Origin of the sequence: Planktotalea sp., from assembly GCF_018607995.1 — a bacterium.
Classification (GTDB): domain Bacteria; phylum Pseudomonadota; class Alphaproteobacteria; order Rhodobacterales; family Rhodobacteraceae; genus Planktotalea.
On sequence record NZ_JABBAL010000015.1, the window covers coordinates 374761 to 395288 of the forward strand.

At 54.3% G+C, this 20528-nt stretch carries 30 protein-coding genes, 1 tRNA gene and 1 pseudogene; 21 read left to right on the forward strand and 11 right to left on the reverse strand.

Going from position 1 to position 20528, the window contains the following annotated elements; translation table 11 throughout:
• Nucleotides 1-19: 19 nt before the first annotated feature.
• A complete protein-coding gene (locus QZ280_RS05950; RefSeq protein WP_293441651.1) occupies nucleotides 20-1189 on the reverse strand; it encodes a MalY/PatB family protein in 1170 nt (389 codons plus the stop codon).
• Nucleotides 1190-1287: 98 nt separating this feature from the next.
• Between QZ280_RS05950 and def (QZ280_RS05955) the strand changes: the two genes are divergently transcribed.
• The 5 genes from def (QZ280_RS05955) to QZ280_RS05975 are packed head-to-tail and all read left to right on the forward strand — an operon-like array spanning nucleotide 1288 to nucleotide 3945.
• Nucleotides 1288-1806: a peptide deformylase gene (gene def / locus QZ280_RS05955; RefSeq protein WP_293441652.1), complete on the forward strand. Its 519-nt coding sequence runs from the start codon at nucleotides 1288-1290 to the stop codon at nucleotides 1804-1806.
• Nucleotides 1803-2303, forward strand: coding sequence for a peptide deformylase (gene def, locus QZ280_RS05960; RefSeq protein WP_293441653.1), 501 nt, complete (start codon nucleotides 1803-1805; stop codon nucleotides 2301-2303). The genes def (QZ280_RS05955) and def (QZ280_RS05960) overlap by 4 nt, the downstream gene beginning before the upstream one ends.
• Nucleotides 2303-2794 carry a peptide deformylase gene (def, locus tag QZ280_RS05965; RefSeq protein ID WP_293441654.1) on the forward strand — a complete coding sequence of 164 codons (492 nt, stop codon included), beginning with the start codon at nucleotides 2303-2305 and terminating at the stop codon, nucleotides 2792-2794. The genes def (QZ280_RS05960) and def (QZ280_RS05965) overlap by 1 nt, the downstream gene beginning before the upstream one ends.
• Nucleotides 2791-3705, forward strand: a complete 915-nt coding sequence (fmt, locus tag QZ280_RS05970) for a methionyl-tRNA formyltransferase (RefSeq protein ID WP_293441655.1) — start codon at nucleotides 2791-2793, stop codon at nucleotides 3703-3705. Before def (QZ280_RS05965) ends, fmt begins: the two co-directional genes overlap by 4 nt.
• 3 nt (nucleotides 3706-3708) lie before the next feature.
• A complete protein-coding gene (locus tag QZ280_RS05975) occupies nucleotides 3709-3945 on the forward strand; it encodes a hypothetical protein (protein WP_293441656.1) in 237 nt (78 codons plus the stop codon).
• Here QZ280_RS05975 and QZ280_RS05980 read toward each other — a convergent pair.
• The 6 genes from QZ280_RS05980 to QZ280_RS06005 all read right to left on the reverse strand — a co-directional run bounded on the left by QZ280_RS05980 (nucleotide 3942) and on the right by QZ280_RS06005 (nucleotide 7707).
• Nucleotides 3942-4565 carry a trimeric intracellular cation channel family protein gene (locus tag QZ280_RS05980; protein ID WP_293441657.1) on the reverse strand — a complete coding sequence of 208 codons (624 nt, stop codon included), beginning with the start codon at nucleotides 4563-4565 and terminating at the stop codon, nucleotides 3942-3944. The two genes, QZ280_RS05975 and QZ280_RS05980, sit on opposite strands and share 4 nt — an antisense overlap.
• Nucleotides 4562-5020: a ribonuclease HI gene (gene rnhA / locus QZ280_RS05985; RefSeq protein ID WP_293441658.1), complete on the reverse strand. Its 459-nt coding sequence runs from the start codon at nucleotides 5018-5020 to the stop codon at nucleotides 4562-4564. Before rnhA ends, QZ280_RS05980 begins: the two co-directional genes overlap by 4 nt.
• Nucleotides 5021-5025: 5 nt before the next feature.
• Entirely contained in the window at nucleotides 5026-5616 is a 591-nt protein-coding gene (locus QZ280_RS05990; protein ID WP_293441659.1) for a class I SAM-dependent methyltransferase, read from the reverse strand.
• Entirely contained in the window at nucleotides 5613-6062 is a 450-nt protein-coding gene (locus QZ280_RS05995; protein ID WP_293441660.1) for a DUF3429 domain-containing protein, read from the reverse strand. The genes QZ280_RS05990 and QZ280_RS05995 overlap by 4 nt, the downstream gene beginning before the upstream one ends.
• The gene (gene ispH, locus QZ280_RS06000; protein WP_293441661.1) at nucleotides 6059-7009 is read right to left on the reverse strand and encodes a 4-hydroxy-3-methylbut-2-enyl diphosphate reductase; all 951 of its coding nucleotides are present in this window, start codon (nucleotides 7007-7009) and stop codon (nucleotides 6059-6061) included. Before ispH ends, QZ280_RS05995 begins: the two co-directional genes overlap by 4 nt.
• A 125-nt stretch (nucleotides 7010-7134) precedes the next feature.
• Nucleotides 7135-7707, reverse strand: a complete 573-nt coding sequence (locus QZ280_RS06005) for an NYN domain-containing protein (protein ID WP_293441662.1) — start codon at nucleotides 7705-7707, stop codon at nucleotides 7135-7137.
• Between the two features lie 118 nt (nucleotides 7708-7825).
• Between QZ280_RS06005 and folK the strand changes: the two genes are divergently transcribed.
• The 12 genes from folK (at nucleotide 7826) to recO (ending at nucleotide 17136) form a co-directional block, all read left to right on the forward strand.
• Nucleotides 7826-8413 (forward strand): 2-amino-4-hydroxy-6-hydroxymethyldihydropteridine diphosphokinase, encoded by a 588-nt coding sequence (gene folK, locus QZ280_RS06010; RefSeq protein WP_293441663.1) that lies wholly within the window; start codon nucleotides 7826-7828, stop codon nucleotides 8411-8413.
• 93 nt (nucleotides 8414-8506) lie between these two features.
• Nucleotides 8507-8860 (forward strand): DNA-directed RNA polymerase subunit omega, encoded by a 354-nt coding sequence (gene rpoZ, locus QZ280_RS06015; protein ID WP_293441664.1) that lies wholly within the window; start codon nucleotides 8507-8509, stop codon nucleotides 8858-8860.
• Between the two features lie 47 nt (nucleotides 8861-8907).
• A complete protein-coding gene (locus QZ280_RS06020) occupies nucleotides 8908-11076 on the forward strand; it encodes a bifunctional (p)ppGpp synthetase/guanosine-3',5'-bis(diphosphate) 3'-pyrophosphohydrolase (RefSeq protein WP_293441697.1) in 2169 nt (722 codons plus the stop codon).
• Entirely contained in the window at nucleotides 11054-11719 is a 666-nt protein-coding gene (locus QZ280_RS06025) for a DUF2062 domain-containing protein (protein WP_293441665.1), read from the forward strand. The genes QZ280_RS06020 and QZ280_RS06025 overlap by 23 nt, the downstream gene beginning before the upstream one ends.
• Before the next feature lie 66 nt (nucleotides 11720-11785).
• Nucleotides 11786-12535 carry a pyridoxine 5'-phosphate synthase gene (locus tag QZ280_RS06030; RefSeq protein WP_293441666.1) on the forward strand — a complete coding sequence of 250 codons (750 nt, stop codon included), beginning with the start codon at nucleotides 11786-11788 and terminating at the stop codon, nucleotides 12533-12535.
• Nucleotides 12532-13155 (forward strand): LysE family translocator, encoded by a 624-nt coding sequence (locus QZ280_RS06035; RefSeq protein WP_293441667.1) that lies wholly within the window; start codon nucleotides 12532-12534, stop codon nucleotides 13153-13155. Before QZ280_RS06030 ends, QZ280_RS06035 begins: the two co-directional genes overlap by 4 nt.
• Before the next feature lies 1 nt (nucleotide 13156).
• Nucleotides 13157-13564 (forward strand): holo-ACP synthase, encoded by a 408-nt coding sequence (gene acpS, locus QZ280_RS06040; protein WP_293441668.1) that lies wholly within the window; start codon nucleotides 13157-13159, stop codon nucleotides 13562-13564.
• A gap of 73 nt (nucleotides 13565-13637) precedes the next feature.
• Nucleotides 13638-14474 carry a signal peptidase I gene (gene lepB / locus QZ280_RS06045; protein ID WP_293441669.1) on the forward strand — a complete coding sequence of 279 codons (837 nt, stop codon included), beginning with the start codon at nucleotides 13638-13640 and terminating at the stop codon, nucleotides 14472-14474.
• A 4-nt stretch (nucleotides 14475-14478) separates the two neighbouring features.
• Nucleotides 14479-15165 (forward strand): ribonuclease III, encoded by a 687-nt coding sequence (gene rnc / locus QZ280_RS06050; RefSeq protein WP_293441670.1) that lies wholly within the window; start codon nucleotides 14479-14481, stop codon nucleotides 15163-15165.
• A 1-nt stretch (nucleotide 15166) separates the two neighbouring features.
• On the forward strand, nucleotides 15167-16075 hold the full coding sequence (gene era, locus QZ280_RS06055; RefSeq protein WP_293441698.1) for a GTPase Era: 909 nt from the start codon (nucleotides 15167-15169) through the stop codon (nucleotides 16073-16075).
• Entirely contained in the window at nucleotides 16072-16401 is a 330-nt protein-coding gene (locus tag QZ280_RS06060) for a DUF1491 family protein (protein ID WP_293441671.1), read from the forward strand. The genes era and QZ280_RS06060 overlap by 4 nt, the downstream gene beginning before the upstream one ends.
• The gene (gene recO, locus QZ280_RS06065) at nucleotides 16402-17136 is read left to right on the forward strand and encodes a DNA repair protein RecO (protein ID WP_293441672.1); all 735 of its coding nucleotides are present in this window, start codon (nucleotides 16402-16404) and stop codon (nucleotides 17134-17136) included.
• Here the strand turns inward: recO and QZ280_RS06070 are convergent.
• The gene (locus tag QZ280_RS06070; protein ID WP_293441673.1) at nucleotides 17123-17512 is read right to left on the reverse strand and encodes an META domain-containing protein; all 390 of its coding nucleotides are present in this window, start codon (nucleotides 17510-17512) and stop codon (nucleotides 17123-17125) included. The two genes, recO and QZ280_RS06070, sit on opposite strands and share 14 nt — an antisense overlap.
• On the reverse strand, nucleotides 17509-18186 hold the full coding sequence (gene rpe, locus QZ280_RS06075; protein WP_293441674.1) for a ribulose-phosphate 3-epimerase: 678 nt from the start codon (nucleotides 18184-18186) through the stop codon (nucleotides 17509-17511). The genes QZ280_RS06070 and rpe overlap by 4 nt, the downstream gene beginning before the upstream one ends.
• Nucleotides 18187-18404: 218 nt before the next feature.
• On the opposite strand from rpe, the gene QZ280_RS06080 reads away from it, so the two are divergent.
• The 4 genes from QZ280_RS06080 (at nucleotide 18405) to QZ280_RS06095 (ending at nucleotide 19799) form a co-directional block, all read left to right on the forward strand.
• Nucleotides 18405-18611: a hypothetical protein gene (locus QZ280_RS06080; protein ID WP_293441675.1), complete on the forward strand. Its 207-nt coding sequence runs from the start codon at nucleotides 18405-18407 to the stop codon at nucleotides 18609-18611.
• Complete coding sequence (locus tag QZ280_RS06085) at nucleotides 18608-19408, forward strand: mechanosensitive ion channel domain-containing protein (RefSeq protein ID WP_293441676.1); 801 nt, start codon at nucleotides 18608-18610, stop codon at nucleotides 19406-19408. The genes QZ280_RS06080 and QZ280_RS06085 overlap by 4 nt, the downstream gene beginning before the upstream one ends.
• Nucleotides 19409-19420: 12 nt before the next feature.
• On the forward strand, nucleotides 19421-19660 hold the full coding sequence (locus QZ280_RS06090) for a hypothetical protein (protein ID WP_293441677.1): 240 nt from the start codon (nucleotides 19421-19423) through the stop codon (nucleotides 19658-19660).
• Nucleotides 19661-19724: 64 nt separating this feature from the next.
• Nucleotides 19725-19799: transfer RNA gene (locus QZ280_RS06095), tRNA-Gln, on the forward strand.
• Nucleotides 19800-19972: 173 nt separating this feature from the next.
• Here the strand turns inward: QZ280_RS06095 and QZ280_RS06100 are convergent.
• Complete coding sequence (locus QZ280_RS06100) at nucleotides 19973-20119, reverse strand: hypothetical protein (protein ID WP_293441678.1); 147 nt, start codon at nucleotides 20117-20119, stop codon at nucleotides 19973-19975.
• Nucleotides 20120-20163: 44 nt separating this feature from the next.
• Nucleotides 20164-20343, reverse strand: a pseudogene (locus QZ280_RS06105) (integrase); the annotation flags it as partial.
• Nucleotides 20344-20528 lie beyond the last annotated feature (185 nt).

Genomic DNA, 20528 nt, shown 5'->3' on the forward strand with positions numbered 1-20528 from the left:
TCCGTAGGGCTATAGATCTTTACTGTAAATCGCCAAATGCCATCTGCAAACGTTCCACCGCTTCAATAACCCGCGCGCGTGGAGTTGCGAAGTTGAAGCGCAAAAAACTCTCTCCGCCTTTGCCAAATGTGGGGCCGTGGTTCGCGGCGATGCGCGCGTTTTGTTGCACGCGGCTGGTGAATTCTTCGCGGCTCATGCCTGTGTTGGCAAAATCGACCCAAGCGAGATAGGTCGAGGCCATGTCCATCGATTTCAGGCTGGGGATTGCATTAACGCCCGCATCGAACACTTTGCGATTTCCATCTAGATATTGGACCAGATCGTCGACCCAACTTGCGCCATCAGGTGAATACGCGGCCTCTGCCATGAAGAGCCCAAAGGAATTTGGGCTAAGCCCCATCGCCATCATGCGCGCGCCAAAACGTGCGCGCAGATCAGGGTCTGCGATGATCACATTGCCTGAATGAGAGCCTGCGATATTGAAGGTTTTCGTTGTTGCGGTCATTATCACGAGGCTATCTTCGATGCCTGCAATTTTGGCCATTGGGATATGCGTATGCCCGTCAAAAACCAAATCATGGTGGATTTCATCAGAGACAAGGATCAGTTCATGCCGTTTGGCGAAGGCGGCGACGGCTTGCAATTCACCTTTGCTCCACACACGACCAGAAGGATTGTGCGGTGAACATAACACTAGCATCGTTTCATTGCCGGTCATTTGTGCATCATAGGCATCAAAATCTAGCTCGTAGCGGCCATTGACGTTGCTCATTTCACACTCGACAACGTCTCGGCCAGCTGCGGAAATCACCTTCGCAAAAGCATGATAGACGGGGGTAAACAGAACCACACCTTCGCCCGGATTAGTAAATGCATCAACGCACATTGCGGTGCCATTGACCAAGCCATGTGTCGTGAAAATGCCAGCCGGATCGACTTCCCAGCCGTGGCGCGTTTTCATCCACCAGCAGATCGCCTCGCGGTAGGGCGCATCATCGCCGTAGTAGCCGTAAACACCGTGCTCGTGCATTTTGGCGACCGCATTAGAAATGCATTGGGGTGGGCGGAAATCCATATCCGCAACCCACATGGAGATACCATCGTCCGCAGGGACGCCATAAAGCGCTTCCATCGCGTCCCATTTGACCGAATGCGTGCCTCGGCGGTCGACGATTTCGTCAAAACTCATTGGGACTCTCCTGCAATATCTTAGCGCGACGCTAGCGAATTGAGCCAAATCTGCAAGGGCTGTTGCTGCGCGCGCTTGGCTGGATTAAATGCTGCTTTATGAAACTTAAGATACTGATCCACCCCGACCCCCGCTTGAAAAAAGTCTGTGCTGCTGTGCCTGATATTTCAGATAAGATCCGCAGTTTTGCTGATGACATGCTTGAGACGATGTATACGGCCCCCGGTATCGGACTTGCGGCCCCACAAGTTGGCGTGTTGGAGCGGATAATTGTGCTCGATTGCGTGAAAGAGGACGGGGCCAAACCTGAGCCTTTGGTTATGGTGAATCCGCGAGTGATTGCTGCTTCCGATGAGACCAATGTTTACGACGAAGGTTGTCTGTCGATCCCCGATCAATACGCTGATGTGACGCGCCCGAAAGAGGTGCGCGTTGAGTGGCTTGATCTTGATGGCAATTTGCAAGAGCGCGATATGGACGGGCTTTGGGCGACTTGTGTGCAGCACGAAATCGACCACCTTGAGGGTAAGCTGTTCATCGACTACCTGAAGCCGCTGAAGCGCCAGATGATCACCCGCAAAATGCAAAAACTAAAGCGTGAGATGGCGCGCGGATGAGCGTGCTGCCGATCGTCATGTGGCCCGATGTGCGTCTGCAAACAGAGTGCGCAGCGGTCGAAGCGATTGGTCCTGAGATCGAGCAGCTGGTCGGCGACATGTTTGAAACGATGTACACGGCACCCGGGCGTGGGTTAGCTGCGCCGCAGGTTGGTGTGATGAGACGGCTCTTTGTAATGGATACGACGTGGAAAGACGGCGATATGAACCCTTTGGTTTGTATTAATCCGTCGATAGTACCGCTTAGCGATGCGCAAAACACGAATGAAGAAGCTTGTCTGTCGATTGTTGGCGTGTCCGCAGATGTGTCGCGCCCGAACAAGATTGAACTGAGCTACACTGGTCTCAACGGCACGCGTGAAACTGAAGTTCTTGAAGGCTTTGCTGCGGTCTGTGCGCAGCATGAAATGGATCATTTGAACGGGATCGTGATCTTTGACCAGCTGGACGCGCCCGAGCGCGCGGCGCTTGAAGCCAAGTACAAGGAAATGATCTGATGAGCGTTCGAAAATGCATTCCTTGGCCTGACAAACGTCTGCGCAGCAAGGCGGCCGATGTCAGCGAGATCACCGATGAGGTCCGCGCTGTGTGGGCGGATTTGATTGACACCATGGAGGCGATGCCCGGTGTCGGGATGGGCGCGAACCAGATTGGTGTGATGCTGCGGCTCGCGGTTGTGGACGCCTCAAACGAACGCGGTAAAGTCATCCGCATGGCGAACCCTGAAATTCTACATGCCTCGGCGGAACTGCGCGAACATGACGAGGCCAGCCCAAACCTTCCCGGCGTGTCCGCGGTCATTAAGCGTCCGCGTGCGGTGACTGTGAAGTTCATGAATGATAAAGGCATCATTGATCGCCGCGACTTTGTTGGGCTTTGGGCGACGTCTGTGCAGCACCAGATTGATCATCTGAATGGCAAGTTATACTTTGATCATCTGAGTCGGGTGAAACGCACTATGCTGATCAAAAAGGCGCAAAAGCTATGAGAGTGATCTTCATGGGCACGCCTGATTTTTCGGTTCCTGTGCTGGATGCCTTATTTGAGGCGGGTCACGAGGTTGCTGCGGTCTATTGCCAACCCCCACGTCCCGCGGGGCGCGGTAAGAAGGAACGTCCGACGCCTGTTAATGCGCGCGCGTTAGAGCTGGGCTTGGATGTACGTCATCCAGTCTCTCTGAAAGGCGTCGACGAGCAAGCAGCATTTGTCGAGCTGAACGCAGATATCGCGTTGGTCGTAGCCTATGGTTTGATTCTTCCACAGGTGATTTTGGACGCGCCTGCGAAAGGATGCCTCAACATTCACGCCTCGCTTTTGCCGCGCTGGCGGGGGGCTGCCCCAATCCATCGTGCAATCATGGCGGGTGACGCTGAAACCGGTGTGTGCATTATGCAAATGGAAGCGGGCCTTGATACGGGTCCGGTCTTGCTTCGTGACGTTTTGGCGATTGGCGCTGAGGAAACCACAGGCGCTTTGCATGATCGCCTTAGCGCGTTGGGTGCGCGTGCGATTTGCGAAGCTTTGGACCGCCTGGAAGATCTCTCGCCGACGGTTCAACCAGAGCAAAATGTGACCTATGCCAGCAAGATCGACAAAGCTGAAGCGAAGATTGATTGGTCTTGCTCTGCCATTGAAATAGATCGCCAGATCAGAGGGTTATCACCGTTCCCGGGCGCTTGGACGATGCTCGATGGTGCGCGTGTGAAGCTTTTGACATCTCGTTTGGGTGAAGGTGAAGGCCCCAGCGGCCAAACGCTTGATGACTTGCTAACCATTGGATGCGGCAGCGGCGCTGTGCAGATCACGCGCGCGCAGAAAGCTGGTAAAGGGGTACAAGATGCGCAAGAGTTTTTGAATGGCACGCCTGTGCCCAAAGGCACCCAATTCGGGGAAGTTTAGCACATGTTCTTAGCACTTTTTGGCACGGTCGTGATCGCCGGGATTGTCGGATATATCTCCGAGAAGAGCGGCTTCACCCATAACGGATGTCTGCCTTCAATCATATTTTGCGTCGGTGGTGCGTTCTTGTTTTACTTCGTATCGATTATGTTCCGTATAGGTTTTGGATCACCCGGCGTGGATGCGATCATCGCCTCAATCGGTGCGTTGATCATCGTACCAACCCATTGGCAAAACTAGTTTTTCGGCGGTTTGTGTTTGTAGATCGGTAGGCGCCAACCAAAGGCAAGTGACCCTGCTCGCAAGATCAATGTAACGCCCATCGCAGCGCTCAAAACGCCCATGGATTGCACCCCAAGCAAGGCCGCGATAACGCCCGAAGCGGCACCGGCGAAAGCGGCGCTGACGTAGAGCTCGCCTTGTTTTAACACCAAGGGCACCTCGTTGCAGACCACATCGCGCATCAAACCGCCCATGCAGCCCGTTACGATGCCCATCAACATTGAGATTATGGGGGGGTGTTCAAGAGCTATTGCGACGCCGAGTCCTGCTGCGACGGCCACCCCAAGGGCCAAAGCGTCGAGCCAGATCAGCAGGCGATAGCGGCTTTCCACCAGATGTGCGGTCAAGAAAATCAGCGCTGCGGCAAGTGATGTGATGGCAAGATAGGTCGGGTGCTCGATCCAGAATATAGGATTTCGATCCAGAAAAATATCGCGCAGGGTTCCGCCGCCTATGCCTGTAAGGGCAGCCAGAAAGGCGAAGCCAACCAGATCAAGCTGTGCACGCGACGCAACAAGCGCACCCGTCAAGGCAAAGATAAAAACAGAGGTGTAGTCGAGAAGTGCAAGCAAGCTCATGCGGTTTTCTTGAAGGGTGCCATGCCTGCGCGCGCAAGTTCATCCGCGCGCTCATTCTCGGGGTGGCCTGCGTGTCCTTTGACCCATTCCCATGTCACCTGATGCTGCGCTTGCGCCGCATCAAGACGCTGCCAGAGTTCCACATTCTTGACGGGCTTCTTGGCAGAGGTTCTCCAGCCGTTCTTTTTCCAGCCATGGACCCAGCCTGTGACGCCATTTTTGACGTATGTACTGTCGGTGATGATGGTCAGTTCTGAGGCACGTTCCAAGACTTCAAGCGCAGAGATGGCTGCCATAAGTTCCATCTGGTTGTTGGTGGTAAGTTCCGCACCACCGCTGAGTTCGCGTTGCTTGACGATCTCATCGCCGTCCATTGCGCGCATCAAGACGCCCCAACCACCGGGCCCAGGATTGCCGCTGCACGCGCCGTCTGTGTATGCGAGAAGTTTGGCCATCGTTCTTATTTCCTACCTTGCAGTGACACCCAGTTAGCCATGGCACCGTCGAGGCCTTTGTCGCAACCACTGTTGCGATAAATCACGCTTAAGCCATTGTCATTCATCATTTTTTCCAACTCAGATTCTGTGAAGTAGCAATAGCGTCGGCCAATGCGGTCACGGGTTTCACCGCTGCCTAATTTCATCGCAATGTGAAAGATACCGCCTGCCTTCAGGGCGCGGGTCATCTGAGTAATATGCCTGGCAACGGCATCGCGCGGCGCGTGCAGCAGGCTAAAGTTCGCAAAGATGCCATCGTAGTGATCAACCGCGTCCAAGTCGTCAAATACCTCGCAGCGGGCGCTGACGCCTTCAAGTTGATTGGCAAGTTTGACCATCTTGGATGATGCGTCCGTGGCTTCTGTAATCAGGCCTGCAAGAGCCATTTGAGCCGCATAGTGACCCGGCCCGCAGCCAAAATCCAAGACATGACCACCCGATTTTACGCTTTGGATGAAGGCGGTCAAATCAACGCTATGTGCGTCGTTGCTTGTTAGCTTGGCGTATTCTTCTGCCTTGGCATCATAGACGTTTAGGGTTTCTTTGTCGCTCATCCCAAGATCACTCCAATGCACAGGCAAGCCACGACGATTGCCGTTAAAAGAACGCGCAGGGCCATCCACCACGGCGGTGTTAGCCCCCAGCGCGAGAACATCCAATCGAGCGCTAACAGCCCCGCGAAGCCTGCGATCAGATAGATCCCCGCGCTTGTTGGTCCGCCGCCTGTCATGAAGAACGCCCAAAGCGCTGGGAGCACGGATAATGCGTAGCCCGTTGCGGCTTGTTTGCCTTCGGCTTTGGTTGCGAAGCCCCAAAGGGCGCCTGACATGAACGAGAGGATGACGGCACCGTAAAATAGCTGGATATAGGGCCCTACAAAGCGTGGGCCGATCATTTGTGCCACACTCAGCGCAAAATCAGGCAGGGCGGTAGTGATCGCGCCCCAGATGAAAGGAAGCGTGCCTGCCAGACCTAAAAGAAGTGGTGCGCGTGGGATCATGACGCCTCGCGCAGCACGCGCGGCACTTTGAATTCCACATTTTCTTTCGCGGTCTCGACCACTTCAACCGTGACATCGTACTTTGCCTTGAACGCATCAATGACCTCGGTGATCAACACGTCAGGCGCAGAGGCTCCAGCGGTGATGCCGATGCTCTCGATACCTTCAAGCGCGCGCCAATCGATATCGGTCGCGCGTTGCACAAGTTGAGAATAGCTGCATCCCGCTTTTGCGCCAACTTCGACCAAGCGTTTGGAATTTGACGAATTAGGCGCGCCGACAACGAGCATTGCGTTGGTTTTCGCCGCCATCGCTTTGACCGACTCTTGGCGATTTGTCGTTGCATAGCAAATGTCTTCCTTGTGAGGGCCTTGGATCGCAGGGAAGCGGGCTTGCAAGGCTTCGACGACATCCGCGGTATCATCTACGGACAGCGTAGTTTGCGTCACGAACGCCAGCTTTTCGGCATCGCGGACTTGCAGCCCTGCGACATCTTTGGCTTCTTCCACTAAGAGCACCTCGCCCTCTGGCAATTGACCCATTGTGCCGACGGTTTCGGGGTGACCTTCATGGCCGATCATAACTAATTGCAAGCCGTTGGAAGAATGACGTTCCGCCTCAATATGAACCTTGCTCACGAGGGGGCAGGTGGCGTCCACATAAGTCATCTCGCGTTTCGCCGCGTGGGCAGGTACGGATTTCGGTACGCCATGGGCGGAGAAGATCACTGGGCGATCATCAGGGCATTCATCGAGTTCTTCGACGAAGACGGCACCTTTTTCGCGCAAGGCATCCACGACAAACTTATTGTGCACAATTTCATGTCTGACGAAAACCGGCGCACCCCATTTCTCAAGCGCCATTTCGACGATTTTGATGGCGCGGTCGACGCCTGCGCAAAACCCGCGCGGCGCGGCAAGGTAGAGTGTGAGAGGTTGGACTGACATCTGCGGCTCCATCATCTGGATCGAAGGGACTTTTCACGCTCAGACGTAGCGCGCTGTGCCCTTGTGGTCCAGAGGAAGACGCCGCTAGAAAGTCAAAAGCCGAAGCATGATGCTTCGGCTTTCGTTTAGTTTGCTGCGGCCGCGATGGGTTCGCGGGGCTCCATCGCTTCGCGTGGTGGGCGTCCCAAAACATCCTTGAGTTCGTCTAGTTCGATAAAATTATCGGCCTGGCGGCGAAGCTCATCAGAAATCATCGGCGGCTGGCTGCGGATCGTAGACACCACAGAGACCCGCACACCTTGGCGCTGCAAGCTTTCCACCAAAGGGCGGAAATCGCCGTCGCCTGAGAACAGCACGATATGATCAACGCGCGGGGCCAGTTCCATAGCGTCGACCGTAAGTTCGATATCCATGTTGCCTTTGACTTTGCGCCTGCCTTGGCTGTCGGTATATTCCTTAGCCTGTTTGGTGACCATCGTGAAGCCATTGTAGTTCAACCAATCGACGAGTGGTCGAATGGGTGAATATTCGTCGTTTTCCAAAAGTGCTGTGTAATAAAACGCCCTTAGCATCTTGCCACGACGCATAAATTCTGTCCGCAAAAGTTTGTAATCGATGTCGAACCCGAGCGCTTTAGCTGCCGCATACAAGTTCGATCCATCGATGAACAGCGCAAGCCGTTCGTCTTTGTAAAACATCAAATGTCCTTTCAGGTTGGATCAATCGCGGTGTGATTGTGTGAGTGGTAAAATAATTTGCGACCTCTCCCGCATCTAAGGTAGTAGGAAAGGCAGATATGAATCAAGGGCCGAGACTTTGGAACACAAGCTGAAACGGCCAATTCACGAAGGTTTGCAATTGATTGCGCTCGGCGCTAACTTGCCATCAAACGGTGCCACATTGCAACATACGCTGGTTGAGGCGGTTCAAGCGATTGCGCGAACTGGTTTTTCGATTCGTGCGGTAAGCCGCTTTTTCCAAACGCCGTGCTTTCCTGTCGGTGCTGGTCCTGACTATGTAAACGCGGCTTTGGCGGTGCGTAGCCCATGGGATCCCGCCCAAAGCCTTGCGCATCTCCATGCGATTGAGGCAAATTTTGGCCGTGAGCGCGTACAGCGCTGGGGTCAACGTACACTTGATTTGGATCTGATTGCAGTCGGAGACATGATCCTGCCGGATGCCACAGTATTCGACGCGTGGTACGCGTTGGACCCTGCTTTGCAAGCGAAAGCTGCTCCTGATTGTTTGATCTTGCCGCATCCACGCCTTCAAGATCGCGCGTTTGTTCTTGCGCCGCTTGCGGATATTGCGCCTGATTGGCGTCACCCGGTCTTGGGGCAAAGCGTCTCTGCCATGCTGTCACGATTGCCACCATATGATATAGCAAGCGCAACGCCGATTTAGAGCTGCACCACCCTTGAAAATCTGCTTGTCAACGGTAGTTTTGGGGACTAGAAGGCAGGCTTCTACGCTACCGCACCCAAATCGGAGAACACCATGGCCCGCGTTACAGTTGAAGATTGCGTCGACAAGGTTCCCAACCGTTTTGATCTGGTTATGCTCGCAGCGCACCGCGCACGCGAGATTGCAGTAGGTGGCGCGATCACGGTTGACCGCGACAACGACAAGAACCCGGTTGTGTCCTTGCGCGAAATTGCAGACGAGACGCAATTGGCAGACGACCTTCGCGAGCGCTTAATCGAAAGCAATCAAACGCAGATCGAAGTGGACGAGCCTGAAGAAGACGCAATGGCGCTTCTCATGGGTGCGGAAGCAGACAAGCCCGCTGAGGATGATATGTCCGAAGAGAAACTGCTTCGCGCATTGATGGAAGCGCAAGGGCAGGGCTAACCCTGCTCAAGTCGATTGAGTCCTAGATGGATGACGCTTTTGCCGATCTGATGTCCCCCGATGCGCTGCTCGCCATAGTCCGCACTTACAACCCGAAGACGAATGAAGCGCTTATTCGAACTGCGTTCGAATACGGTGAATGTATGCACGAGGGCCAAAAACGCCATTCGGGCGAACCCTATTTCACCCACCCGATCGCTGTCGCAGGCATCCTTGCCGAACAAAAACTGGACGATGCCACGCTGATCACAGCGCTGCTGCATGACACGATTGAGGACACGAAATCTACCTACGGTGAAGTTGCGCAGATGTTTGGCGAAGACATCGCCAAGCTCGTGGATGGAGTCACCAAGCTGACCAATCTACAGCTCAGTTCTAGCGAAACCAAACAGGCAGAGAACTTTCGCAAGCTCTTCGTGGCGATGGCGAAGGATGTGCGAGTCATCTTGGTCAAACTCGCGGATCGGCTGCACAACATGCGCACGATAAAAGCGATGCGGCCTGAAAAACAGTTGATCAAAGCGCGCGAAACCATGGATATCTACGCACCTCTTGCGGGTCGTATGGGAATGCAATGGATGCGTGAAGAACTTGAGGATCTGGCGTTTCGCGTCATCAACCCTGATGGTCGCGCTTCGATCATTCGCCGCTTTATCCGTCTGCAAAGAGAAACCGGCGATGTTATCGAAAAAATTACCGGTGACATGGAAAAAGAGCTGGCCGCGCATGATATCGACGCAACAATCGTGGGCCGCGCGAAAAAGCCTTATTCGATTTGGCGTAAGATGGAAGAGAAAGAGCAGGGGTTCTCGCGACTCTCGGACATCTACGGGTTTCGGGTAATCACGGCGAGCGATGAAGATTGCTACCGCGTGCTGGGCGTTATTCACCGACGTTGGTTTGCGGTCCCTGGTCGTTTCAAAGACTACATCAGCCAGCCGAAAACCAATGGATATCGCTCGATCCACACGACCGTGTCTGGGCGCGATGGCAAGCGTGTCGAAGTGCAGATCAGAACCCGACAAATGCATGACGTGGCCGAAGCGGGTGTTGCGGCGCATTGGTCTTATCGCGACGGAATTCGCTCGCAAAACCCCTTTGCGGTTGACCCTGTGAAATGGGTCGCAAGCTTGAATGAACAATTCGGTCCCGAGGATGACCATGAGGATTTCCTCGAAGCGGTCAAGCTTGAGATGTATTCAGATCAGGTCTTCTGTTTTACGCCTAAGGGCGAAGTGGTGAAATTGCCGCGCGGTGCGACCCCGCTTGATTTTGCTTATGCCATTCACACTCGGATCGGTAGCGCGTGCGTTGGCGCTAAGGTCGATGGTTTGCGTGTCCCTCTTTGGACGCGCCTCAAGAATGGACAATCGGTTGAGATCGTCACTGCGCAAGGACAACAACCGCAGTTTACCTGGCTTGATATCGCCGCCACAGGTAAAGCGAAAAGCGCGATCCGGCGATCCTTGCGAGAACAGGATCGCGAACGCTTTATCAAACTTGGTAGTGAACTTGCGCGTTCAGCTTTCGAAAATGTGGGGCGTAAAGCGACTGACAAAGCCTTGCAGGCCGCTGCAAAGACCCTGCGCTTGGATGACCGTGACACGGTGCTCGCCGAGCTAGGTGCCAGCCTGATCACCGCCAATGAGGTTGTGCGCGCTGTCTATCCTGAACTTGTTGAAAAAACCGACGATAACATCGATAGCAATCGCGCGGTTATCGGTCTCGATCAAGACCAAGCCCACGAGCGCGCGCAGTGCTGCCAGCCGCTTCCCGGTGAACGGATCATCGGAATCACGCAGCGCGGACGCGGTGTGGTTGTGCACGCGATTGATTGCGCCGCGCTCAGCCAGTTTGAGGACCAAACCCACCGCTGGGTAGACCTGCACTGGCAGGCGGGCACCCATCCCCCGATCCATTCGGCGCACCTTGACGTCACGATAGGCAATGACGCTGGTGTGATGGGCCGGATTTGCACATTAATTGGCGAGCAAGGAGCCAATATCTCGGATCTAGCATTCACCGACCGAAAGCCGGATTTTTACCGTTTGCATATTATTGTCGATTTGCGCGATGTGGAGCATTTGCATTCCATCATTTCCGTGCTCTCTGCAGAGGATGATGTCGCAGAGGTGTCGCGTCATCAGAACCCAAACGACGCTAATATCAGTGTCTCCGAGATAGGAACGCGACTTGGTCTTCAAGCGCCGCGATAAACGAAACTGGCTCAGAGCAACCTGGGAAGCCATCTACCCCAAGGGTGGATGGACGCGCGCGTTCCATTATGTAAAACACCGCGTGCGCCGCTTGCCAGATTCGCCCGAACGCATCGCGCGTGGGATATTTGTCGGTGTCTTCACATCTTTCACACCCTTTTTCGGATTGCACTTTGTTGTTGCAGCACTTCTTGCGCGGATCATTAACGGCAACATATTTGCGTCGATCCTTGCGACGTTTTTTGGAAACCCTTTGACATTCGTGCCTATCGCATATGCCTCTCTGAAGACTGGTTATTGGTTAACAGGAATGAACGTCGACGCAGATCGTGTGCGTCACGGTTTGGGTGAGATGTTTCTTAGTGCGAGCCATGATTTATGGTTTAACTTCATGGCGCTATTTAGCAATAAAACGCCTGAGTGGACTGGCTTAGCAGAGTTCTATAACGATGTTTTCTATCCTTATATGATAGGCTCCCTCATTCCTGGAATCATCGCTGGTTTGATTTGTTATTATCTGTCTGTTCCCGTGATCCGCGCCTATCAAAAACGCCGCAACAAAGGCGTGCTCAAGGCCCGTCTTGCGCGTTTGAAAGAGAGAGCGGCAGAAAAGACCTCTAAGAAATCGCCGGAAAAAGGCTAGATCGCTCTGGTCATTGCCGCGCATCGGTTTACCCTGATTACAACGCTTAATTTGGAGGGTCTGGATATGGCTCAATCGCTTCCTTTGCGCCTAGGCGTCAACATCGATCATGTGGCAACTTTGCGTAATGCACGGGGTGGCGCTTTGCCCGATCCCATGCGCGCCGCCCTTGTCGCGCAAGAGGCGGGTGCTGATGGGATCACGGCGCATCTGCGCGAAGATCGTCGTCACATTCGAGACGCCGATATTGACGCATTGATGGACGCTCTTAGCATCCCGCTGAACTTCGAGATGGCCGCTACGGACGAAATGCAAACTATTGCTTTGTGTCACAAGCCCCATGCCGTTTGTCTGGTTCCCGAAAAACGCGAAGAACGCACAACCGAGGGCGGGCTGAACGTTGCGCAAGACGAAAAGAAACTGGCCCATTTCATTGCGCCCTTGCGTGAGGCCGGATCGCGGGTGTCGATCTTTATTGCGGCAGACAAAAAGCAAATCGATAGCGCGCACCGCATTGGCGCTGAGGTGATCGAGTTGCACACAGGCGCTTATTGCGATGCGTTTGCAGAGGGTGATTTTGAAACCCGTGACCGCGAACTGTCCGCGATGACGGAAATGGCTGCTTATGCCCATGATCTTGGTCTTGAGGTTCATGCGGGGCATGGTCTGACCTATGAAGATGTCACACTCGTCGCTCAGCTCCCGCAGGTGCAAGAGGTAAATATCGGTCACTTCATCATCGGCGAAGCGGTGTTTCGCGGGCTTGGTCCAGCGATAGAAGAGATGCGGCGCATACTAGAGCTCGCAAGGCTATGAACGGCTGGGAACTTGCAGCGCTTTTGCTGGCTTGGGGTCTCGGGGGCGGCTCACCTGGGCCTGCAACATTAACGATTAGCGGCACGGCCATGGCGCGTGGGCGTATAGCGGGTGTTGTCCCTGGGTTTGGCATTGTCTGCGGTTCTGCGTTCTGGGATGGCGCATCTGCGTTTGGGATGGCGGCTGTGATGCTTACGAACGCATGGCTGTCTATCGCGTTGAAATATATTGGTGCGCTTTACCTGGGCTACTTAGCGCTGAAGTCATTTCGATCTGCATGGCAGGGCAACGCCGCGAAAGAGCATGCGGCCCTGAATGGCAGTTTGAAACGCGTCTTCGCTAAAAGTCTGACGATCCACCTGACCAATCCGAAAGCGATCTTTGGGTGGGGTGTGATCTACGCGATTGCCTTGCCACAAGAAGCTTCGACGTCGGCGTTGCTGCTCATGTTCGCCCAGCTTATCTGCGTTTCAAGCGTTGTGTTCATTGGTTACGGCATTTTGTTCTCTAACCCGTGGATTGTCGAGCGGTTTCGCCGCGCACGACGTGGCTTTGAGATCGGGTTTGGCGTTCTGTTTGGCGCAGCAAGTCTGAAGATCCTCACCACCAAGGCTATTTGACATGATCCTTGGCATCGGCACCGACCTTGCAAATATCGAGCGCATCGCAGGCACGCTAGAGCGGTTTGGCGATCGCTTTAAGAACCGCGTATTCACAGAGATCGAGCAAGCCAAAGCAGAGCGCCGCAAGGACGTGGCAGGCACTTACGCCAAACGCTGGGCCGCGAAGGAAGCGTGCTCTAAAGCTTTGGGCACAGGGCTCGCGATGGGCATCGCGTGGAAGGATATGTCGGTGAGCAATTTGCGCAGCGGCCAACCCGTAATGCAGGTGACGGGCTGGGCCGCAAAACGGCTTTTGGAGATGACACCCGACGGGCACGACGCCGTGATCCATGTGACACTCACGGATGATCACCCTTGGGCGCAGGCCTTTGTCGTCATTGAAGCCCTGCCCCGCAGCGGCAAATAGCACGCATCCGCGCGGTTGACATAGAGGCAAGCGACCCTCATGTAGCGTGCACTTGCGAAATGGAGAAGAGCACATGGCCGAAGCCGAAAAAAAAGGCAATCCAGTCATTGAAACGATCAAAACCGTTGTTTACGCGCTCCTAATCGCTGGAATTTTTCGCACGATCTTTTTCCAGCCTTTCTGGATCCCTTCGGGCTCTATGAAAAACACGCTTTTGATTGGCGATTTTCTTTTCGTGAACAAGATGGCGTATGGGTACTCCTATGCCTCTTGCCCGTCTGTGATTATCCCTCGTTTTGGGATCAATCTGGATGCGAAAAAATTCTGCGGATTTGCAGATGGCGATAACACGCGCCTGTGGGGCGGTGAGCCTGAGCGCGGAGATGTCGTTGTCTTCCGTCATCCTGTGTCTGGTCGCGATTTTGTAAAGCGTTTGATTGGAATGCCGGGCGATAAGATTCAAGTTAAAGGTGGCGTTGTGTTCATCAATGGTGAAGCCGCACCGCAAGAGCCTGCGGGTATTTTTGAGGAAGTCGCCGCCGCGCAAGGCCCGCATCGTTTGCGGCCACGCTGCGCCAATGGCCCTGTGGGTGAGGGTGGTAGGTGCAACAAAGAACTTTTCACGGAAACGCTTCCCAATGGTGTGCAACATGCGGTCCTGAATATTGGCAGGCAGCGCTCTGACGACACGCCAGTATATACTGTACCTGAGGGGAATTATTTCTTCATGGGCGACAATCGCGATAATTCTTCTGACAGCCGCCTGCCAAATGCTGCTGGTGGCGTTGGCTTTGTGCCATACGAAAACCTGATTGGCCGTGCGGATCGCGTGATGTTCTCGTCCGCTGGTCGCTCTATGCTGTTCTTCTGGACATGGCGCTCGGATCGTTTTTTTAAGGCGGTGGATTGAGCCGATGAAACTGTCAGCAGATCTTCAAGCCTTGCAAAAGCGGATCGATTATCGCTTTGAGCAAGGTGAGTTGTTGACAGAAGCGGTGACTCATTCCTCCATGTCTTCGCCCTCGCGTGGGGACAATCAACGCCTTGAGTTTCTTGGGGATCGCGTGTTGGGCTTGGTGATGGCCGAAGCGTTGTTGGGTGCAGATGTGAAAGCGTCTGAGGGTCAACTCGCGCCGCGTTATAATGCGTTGGTGCGCAAGGAAACCTGTGCAGACGTCGCTCGCGACATTGGCCTTGGTGATGTTTTGCGTCTTGGACGTTCCGAGATGAAAAGCGGTGGTCGGCGCAAACTGGCACTGCTTGGCGATGGCATGGAAGCGCTGATTGCGGCGGTCTATGTGGATGGTGGCTTTGACGCTGCGCAAGTGCTGATCCTGAGGCTTTGGGGATCGCGGATTACCTCCGTAGAGGCGGATGCGCGCGATCCGAAAACCAGCTTGCAAGAATGGGCGCAATCGCGTGGATTGACACCGCCTGCCTATGTCGAAACGGCCCGCTCTGGACCGGATCACGCACCCCATTTCACAATCGAAGCGCGTCTCGACACGGGCGAGACCGCAAGCGCTGAAGCCGGTTCAAAGCGGCTCGCGGAACAAGCCGCGGCAAAGGCTTTGCTGACAAGGATGATGGCAGATGACTGACATGCAAACACGCGCGGGCTTTGTTGCCCTGATTGGCGAACCGAACGCGGGTAAATCGACGCTCACTAACAGAATGGTTGGCGCGAAAGTCTCCATCGTAACACATAAGGTGCAAACCACGCGCGCGCGCATTCGCGGCGTCGCGCTAGAAGGCGCATCACAACTGGTCTTCGTCGACACGCCTGGTCTTTTTAGACCCACGCGCCGCCTTGATCGCGCGATGGTTGCGGCCGCTTGGGGGGGTGCTGCGGATGCGGATGTCGTCGTTCTAATGATCGAAGCGAACCGGGGTGTAACCGAGGGTGTCGAGCGTATTTTGGAAGGTCTGCAAGACTTTGGCGAACATCGAAAAATTGCTTTGGCGATAAACAAGATTGACCGGATCAAATCCGAAGCCTTGCTCGCCTTGTCCGAAAAAATAAACGAAGCCTATCCTTTTGTTGCGACCTTCATGATTTCTGCGGAACGTGGCCACGGTGTCGATGCCTTGAAAGAATGGCTGGCGGGTGAAGTGCCCGAGGGGCCATGGCTCTATCCCGAAGATCAGATTGCTGATTTGCCCTTGCGCATGATCGCCGCTGAGATGACGCGTGAGAAACTGACTTTGCGTTTGCATCAGGAACTGCCCTACCAACTGACGGTTGAGACAGAGGCGTGGGAAGAGCGCAAGGATGGATCGTGCAAGATTGACCAACTGATCTACGTCATGCGCGATGGCCACAAAGGTATCGTTTTAGGCAACAAGGGCGAGACGATCAAAGCCGTTGGCAAGGCCGCGCGCGAAGATTTGGTCGAGTTTTTGGGTCGCAAAGTGCATCTTTTTTTGCAGGTCAAAGTACGCCCAAATTGGCTGGAAGAAAGCGAACGCTACGACGAGATGGGCCTGAACTTCAAAGACGGGAACTCATGATCCGGCTGACCACTCGGTTCTGGGTCGACGCCTACCTCATGCGTTTGCGAGTCAATGATATCGCCGCCTTCGTTGTGGCGCATGGGGATGACACGGCGGGCGCGGTTCTGGTGAAATCAGCGACGTTGGATGGTCAGGCCAAGCTCTATCAACGCAGTTATGATCTCCTTGAAGACACTCGCGTCTGGGCGATCTTGAGCGAAGGTGATGAACGAGACGTCGATGCCTCCATCGCGAAGCAGCGTCAGTTTGACGGTGATATTTGGGTGCTCGAAGTGGAAGACTGCGAAGGGCGCACATTGCTGGGTGAGCCGGGGCTGCAATAGATGGAATGGCGCGATAAGGGAATTCTGCTCTCTGTGCGCCGCCACGGCGAAACCAGTGCGATCATTGATGTGTTGACAGTTGAGCACGGGCGTCACGCGGGCATCGTGCGCGGGGGTACATCGCGTAAGATCGCCCCAATTTTGCAACCCGGTGCGCAGCTGGATGTTAGTTGGCGCGCGCGTCTTGAGGATCATCTGGGGACTTACACGGTGGAGCCTTTGCGCTCTCGCGCGGCTGCCGCACTTGGCGACCGTCTATCTCTGGCGGGGTTGAATGCGGTGACGGCTTTGCTCGCCTTTGCCTTACCCGAACGCGAAGCGAATGCTCGGCTTTATAAACAAAGTGAGCAGCTTTTGGACCTGCTGGGTCAGCATGAGGTTTGGCCGCTGGCCTATCTGCGCTTTGAGATGGCGCTGCTTGAGGCGTGCGGCATGGGGTTAGATTTGACTGCCTGTGCGGTTACCGGGACCAACGAAAACCTCATCTACATTTCGCCGCGTACGGGTCGCGCGGTGAGCGAGCAAGTGGCAGGACCTTGGGTGAACAAGCTGCTCCCTTTGCCACCAATCCTCATTGGGCAGGGGATGGGGAGTGACGTTGAAATAGAGCAAGCCCTTAGAACTACCGGATACTTTTTGAACGAAAAACTCGCGCCGAGTTTGGGGAACCGCAGCTTGCCAGAACCGCGCGGACGTTACGTAGACCTCTTTTCGCGTCGGATCACTGGGCTTTAAACACCATGGTGCGGCCTGCGTTATTTGACAGGATAAGGGTAGTGTTCCCGACCTCAGAAAGTGTCATCGTAGAGAGCGCTGAGAAGAATGCAATCTCAGCGGCCAAATCAGGGCAAGCCATTTTCGTCGCCATCGCGGGCCCTACCTCAAACCAAGGATAGGGAGCTTTCTGCTGGATCGAAAAGCGGTTGCAGGGCGCTTGTCCTTTGATCCAACCGGCTTTGTCGAACTCCATAGTCGCGGGCGCGCCGAATGCGGCGCCGTCGATCTCGCTCAGCGCCCACACCTTTCCCGAAGCACCATGTTTGGCAAGGCTCTCATCCCCGACGCAGGCCGTCCCGAAAAGCAGCGCAAAAGCTGCGATGAGGCGTATCACGCCACGCTCGCGCGGATCGCGCGGATGTTTTCACCATAAGATGTGGGATTGCTCACAGAGCCGCCTTTGAATACGGCAGAACCTGCAACAAGCACGTCCGCACCCGCATCGACACAGCTTTTTGCAGTGTCTGGAGTCACGCCGCCATCAATCTCGATATGCACAGGGCGATTCCCGATCATCGCCCGCAATTCTGCAATCTTTGGCGCAAGCGGGATGAATTTTTGTCCGCCAAATCCAGGGTTCACAGTCATCACACAGACTAAATCGCAAATATCGAGCAAATGCTCCACCGCGCTTGCAGGGGTGCCGGGGTTCAAGGCAACGCCTGCCATTGCGCCTGCGCTACGGATCGCTTGCAAGGTGCGGTGAATGTGTGGTCCCGACTCAACATGCGCAGTAATGAAATCCGCGCCCGCTTCCGCAAAATCGTCGATGTAGGCATCCACGGGTGAGATCATCAAATGCACGTCCATCACCGTTTTGATATGTGGGCGGATTGCTGCGCAGGTGGTCGCGCCAAAGCTGAGGTTGGGTACGAAATGGCCGTCCATCACATCAACATGGATCCAATCCGCGCCTTGCGCCTCGACAGCTTCGATCTCAGCGCCGAAATTTGCGAAGTCTGCAGAAAGGATGGAGGGTGCAATTTTAACAGAGCGATCAAAGGACATGGGGCAGCTTTCCTGGATGATAGTTTGTTTTCGTTCTCTTAGCGTGGTGGGCGTCGGCGCGATAGAGGATTTTCCAACCGCGGCTTTGCAGATTACTCTGGATCTACGTTTATTTTGAATGAGATTTTGATAATGCGCAATTTCCTTTTGTCCTTGTACTTGTCATCCCGTTTCAGCTTTCCACCCAATCTGAAAGCCAACTCGAAGGCGCTTTCGTCGTGGAAGACAGCGCGATGCAAGATGCGGCTATGGCCGCGCGCATTCGCGATATTCTTGCGGAACTCGATGGCTATGTTGATGTCACGGTAACGGTCACGTCGGGCATTGTGACGCTGTGCGGAACGACCCTTGATGGTGAAAAATCGCGCGTCTCGAGGAACTCACCAGCTGCTTTGAGGGCGTTGTTGCGATTGAGAATAGCGTGACCGAAACGACGGATGTCGTGAAACAGCTTAATCCAGCGGTCGAGCGTTTTCGCGCTCTTATGGCGCAGGTAATTGCATTTTTTCCCTTAGCTTCGGTTGCGCTTCTGGCGTTTATCATCAGTGGGTTTGTCGGGTTTTTCATCGTCAAGATGCGTCAACCTTGGAACAGGCTCGCACCGAACGCTTTTATTTCTGACATTTATCGCCAAATCCTGCGACTTGGCTTCATGGTCGGTGGCTTGGTTGTAGCGCTTGATATCATGGGGGCGACGGCGCTTTTGTCTACAATCCTTGTTGCTGCTGGTATCATCGGTCTCGCGATTGGTTTCGCAGTGAAGGACACGGTTGAGACCTTTATTGCGTCTTTCATGCTCTCTATCCGTCAGCCATTTAGGCCCAATTACACGATCGAGATTGGGGGCGACACAGGCAAAGTGATCCGCCTGACGTCCCGTGCAACGATCCTGCTCAGTTTTGATGGCAATCATATTCGCATCCCCAATGCGACGGTTTTCAAAAGCCGGATCGTGAATTGTTCGCATAATGACGAGCGACACTTCAAGTTTTTTCTTGGTCTCGCACCAGAGACTAATTTCGTAGACACGCAGCGCATCGCTCTGGAAAAATTGCAAGAGTTGCCATTTGTTTTGGGCATTTCCTCCCCCGCTGTTTGGATCGATGAAATCGGAGATAGCACGATCTCGATCACTCTGACGGGATGGATCGAACAGCACAAATCATCTCTTGCTGCGGCGCGGGGGGAATCGATTCGTCTGGTAAAACTTGCGTTGGAATAGGCCGATGTGCAGATGCCAGAGCCGACTTATCGCGTGTTTTCGCCCTCATTGTCCAAACTTGCGTCTGCCGAAGAAAGCGCGACGAATGGCATGTATAAAGAGCTCGCGCGAGACGCAGATATTCGCGAAGAAAGCCAAGTGGCTATGGATGTTGACGCCGCCGCTGATGCGGCGCTTGAGCAAATTGTCGATGCCGAACGTAAAGCGACAGAAGACGGTGATTTGCTGCGTCGAGAAGCCCCCGAGGAATAAGTGCATTTTTTGCAAATATGCCCTTGATCGCCGCTTCCCTCCCGCGTAAATAGCGCAGCACTGATGGGGTGTAGCCAAGCGGTAAGGCAACGCTTTTTGGTAGCGTGTACCGTAGGTTCGAATCCTACCACCCCAGCCAGTACCTTCCCTCTAATTGCCCGATGCGAGTGTTACGCGAGATCGTGTCGACTTATCCGTGGGTTACGCCGTTGGATTTGTATTGTAGACTGGTACGTGGTTCGGAATGGAGCACAGATATACCATCAGTCTGAGGTGGCTGTTTTTGCGGTAAGAGGTTGTGTTGATTGCGATTTACAGAGCCGCGATAAGCGTGGGTTGCTCTGTCCAGCTTACTGGCAGGCTGTGATGCTTGCACCAATCAGATGTAAACCCAAACGGCTGCGTGCCTTCGAGGACATCGCGAACGATGTCCGGCGCAAGGAACGCGAGATTGATCATCTGCTGGATGTGTCGTTTCGATGTTTGATTAAATCGCAGCTTCACAGCTTGCCGTCTATGGCAAGGTTGAATAGCGTCAGATCGCGATGGTTCTCGGCAAGCTCAAGTCTGACCCTGATTGCCCACACGTGCTTGGGTTTCTGTGGGCGCTTCTGACCGACGATACGCCCCTTGTTCCAGGCTGGGTGAAGCGCGCGAATGGCGGGTAAGTTTGGTGTTTTCATGACTGGCTCTACAATCCTTTAATCCCTACCACATCGACAATCCGACGTTGACCAAGCAATCATATTACAGGATGCTGCAACGTACCCGAGGTCGGCAAAGAGCCCAAATTAGCAGATGCCGCGAACTGTCCCAATGTCCACAACAGGAGGTGTAGTATCCTTGCAGGTTGTGCCTAGAGCTAGAT

Coding starts and splice junctions, on each gene's coding strand:
- QZ280_RS05980 (WP_293441657.1), bottom strand. CDS start 4,565: ATGAGCTTGCTTGCACTTCTCGACTACACCTCTGTTTTTATCTTTGCC.
- QZ280_RS06090 (WP_293441677.1), top strand. CDS start 19,421: ATGCCAGAGCCGACTTATCGCGTGTTTTCGCCCTCATTGTCCAAACTT.
- QZ280_RS05995 (WP_293441660.1), bottom strand. CDS start 6,062: ATGATCCCACGCGCACCACTTCTTTTAGGTCTGGCAGGCACGCTTCCT.
- QZ280_RS06030 (WP_293441666.1), top strand. CDS start 11,786: ATGGCTCAATCGCTTCCTTTGCGCCTAGGCGTCAACATCGATCATGTG.
- QZ280_RS05975 (WP_293441656.1), top strand. CDS start 3,709: ATGTTCTTAGCACTTTTTGGCACGGTCGTGATCGCCGGGATTGTCGGA.
- def (WP_293441652.1), top strand. CDS start 1,288: ATGAAACTTAAGATACTGATCCACCCCGACCCCCGCTTGAAAAAAGTC.
- acpS (WP_293441668.1), top strand. CDS start 13,157: ATGATCCTTGGCATCGGCACCGACCTTGCAAATATCGAGCGCATCGCA.
- QZ280_RS06035 (WP_293441667.1), top strand. CDS start 12,532: ATGAACGGCTGGGAACTTGCAGCGCTTTTGCTGGCTTGGGGTCTCGGG.
- QZ280_RS05950 (WP_293441651.1), bottom strand. CDS start 1,189: ATGAGTTTTGACGAAATCGTCGACCGCCGAGGCACGCATTCGGTCAAA.
- QZ280_RS06060 (WP_293441671.1), top strand. CDS start 16,072: ATGATCCGGCTGACCACTCGGTTCTGGGTCGACGCCTACCTCATGCGT.
- era (WP_293441698.1), top strand. CDS start 15,167: ATGCAAACACGCGCGGGCTTTGTTGCCCTGATTGGCGAACCGAACGCG.
- rnhA (WP_293441658.1), bottom strand. CDS start 5,020: ATGGCCAAACTTCTCGCATACACAGACGGCGCGTGCAGCGGCAATCCT.
- def (WP_293441653.1), top strand. CDS start 1,803: ATGAGCGTGCTGCCGATCGTCATGTGGCCCGATGTGCGTCTGCAAACA.
- def (WP_293441654.1), top strand. CDS start 2,303: ATGAGCGTTCGAAAATGCATTCCTTGGCCTGACAAACGTCTGCGCAGC.
- QZ280_RS05990 (WP_293441659.1), bottom strand. CDS start 5,616: ATGAGCGACAAAGAAACCCTAAACGTCTATGATGCCAAGGCAGAAGAA.
- rnc (WP_293441670.1), top strand. CDS start 14,479: ATGAAACTGTCAGCAGATCTTCAAGCCTTGCAAAAGCGGATCGATTAT.
- QZ280_RS06005 (WP_293441662.1), bottom strand. CDS start 7,707: ATGTTTTACAAAGACGAACGGCTTGCGCTGTTCATCGATGGATCGAAC.
- ispH (WP_293441661.1), bottom strand. CDS start 7,009: ATGTCAGTCCAACCTCTCACACTCTACCTTGCCGCGCCGCGCGGGTTT.
- rpe (WP_293441674.1), bottom strand. CDS start 18,186: ATGTCCTTTGATCGCTCTGTTAAAATTGCACCCTCCATCCTTTCTGCA.
- QZ280_RS06100 (WP_293441678.1), bottom strand. CDS start 20,119: ATGATCAATCTCGCGTTCCTTGCGCCGGACATCGTTCGCGATGTCCTC.
- recO (WP_293441672.1), top strand. CDS start 16,402: ATGGAATGGCGCGATAAGGGAATTCTGCTCTCTGTGCGCCGCCACGGC.
- lepB (WP_293441669.1), top strand. CDS start 13,638: ATGGCCGAAGCCGAAAAAAAAGGCAATCCAGTCATTGAAACGATCAAA.
- rpoZ (WP_293441664.1), top strand. CDS start 8,507: ATGGCCCGCGTTACAGTTGAAGATTGCGTCGACAAGGTTCCCAACCGT.
- fmt (WP_293441655.1), top strand. CDS start 2,791: ATGAGAGTGATCTTCATGGGCACGCCTGATTTTTCGGTTCCTGTGCTG.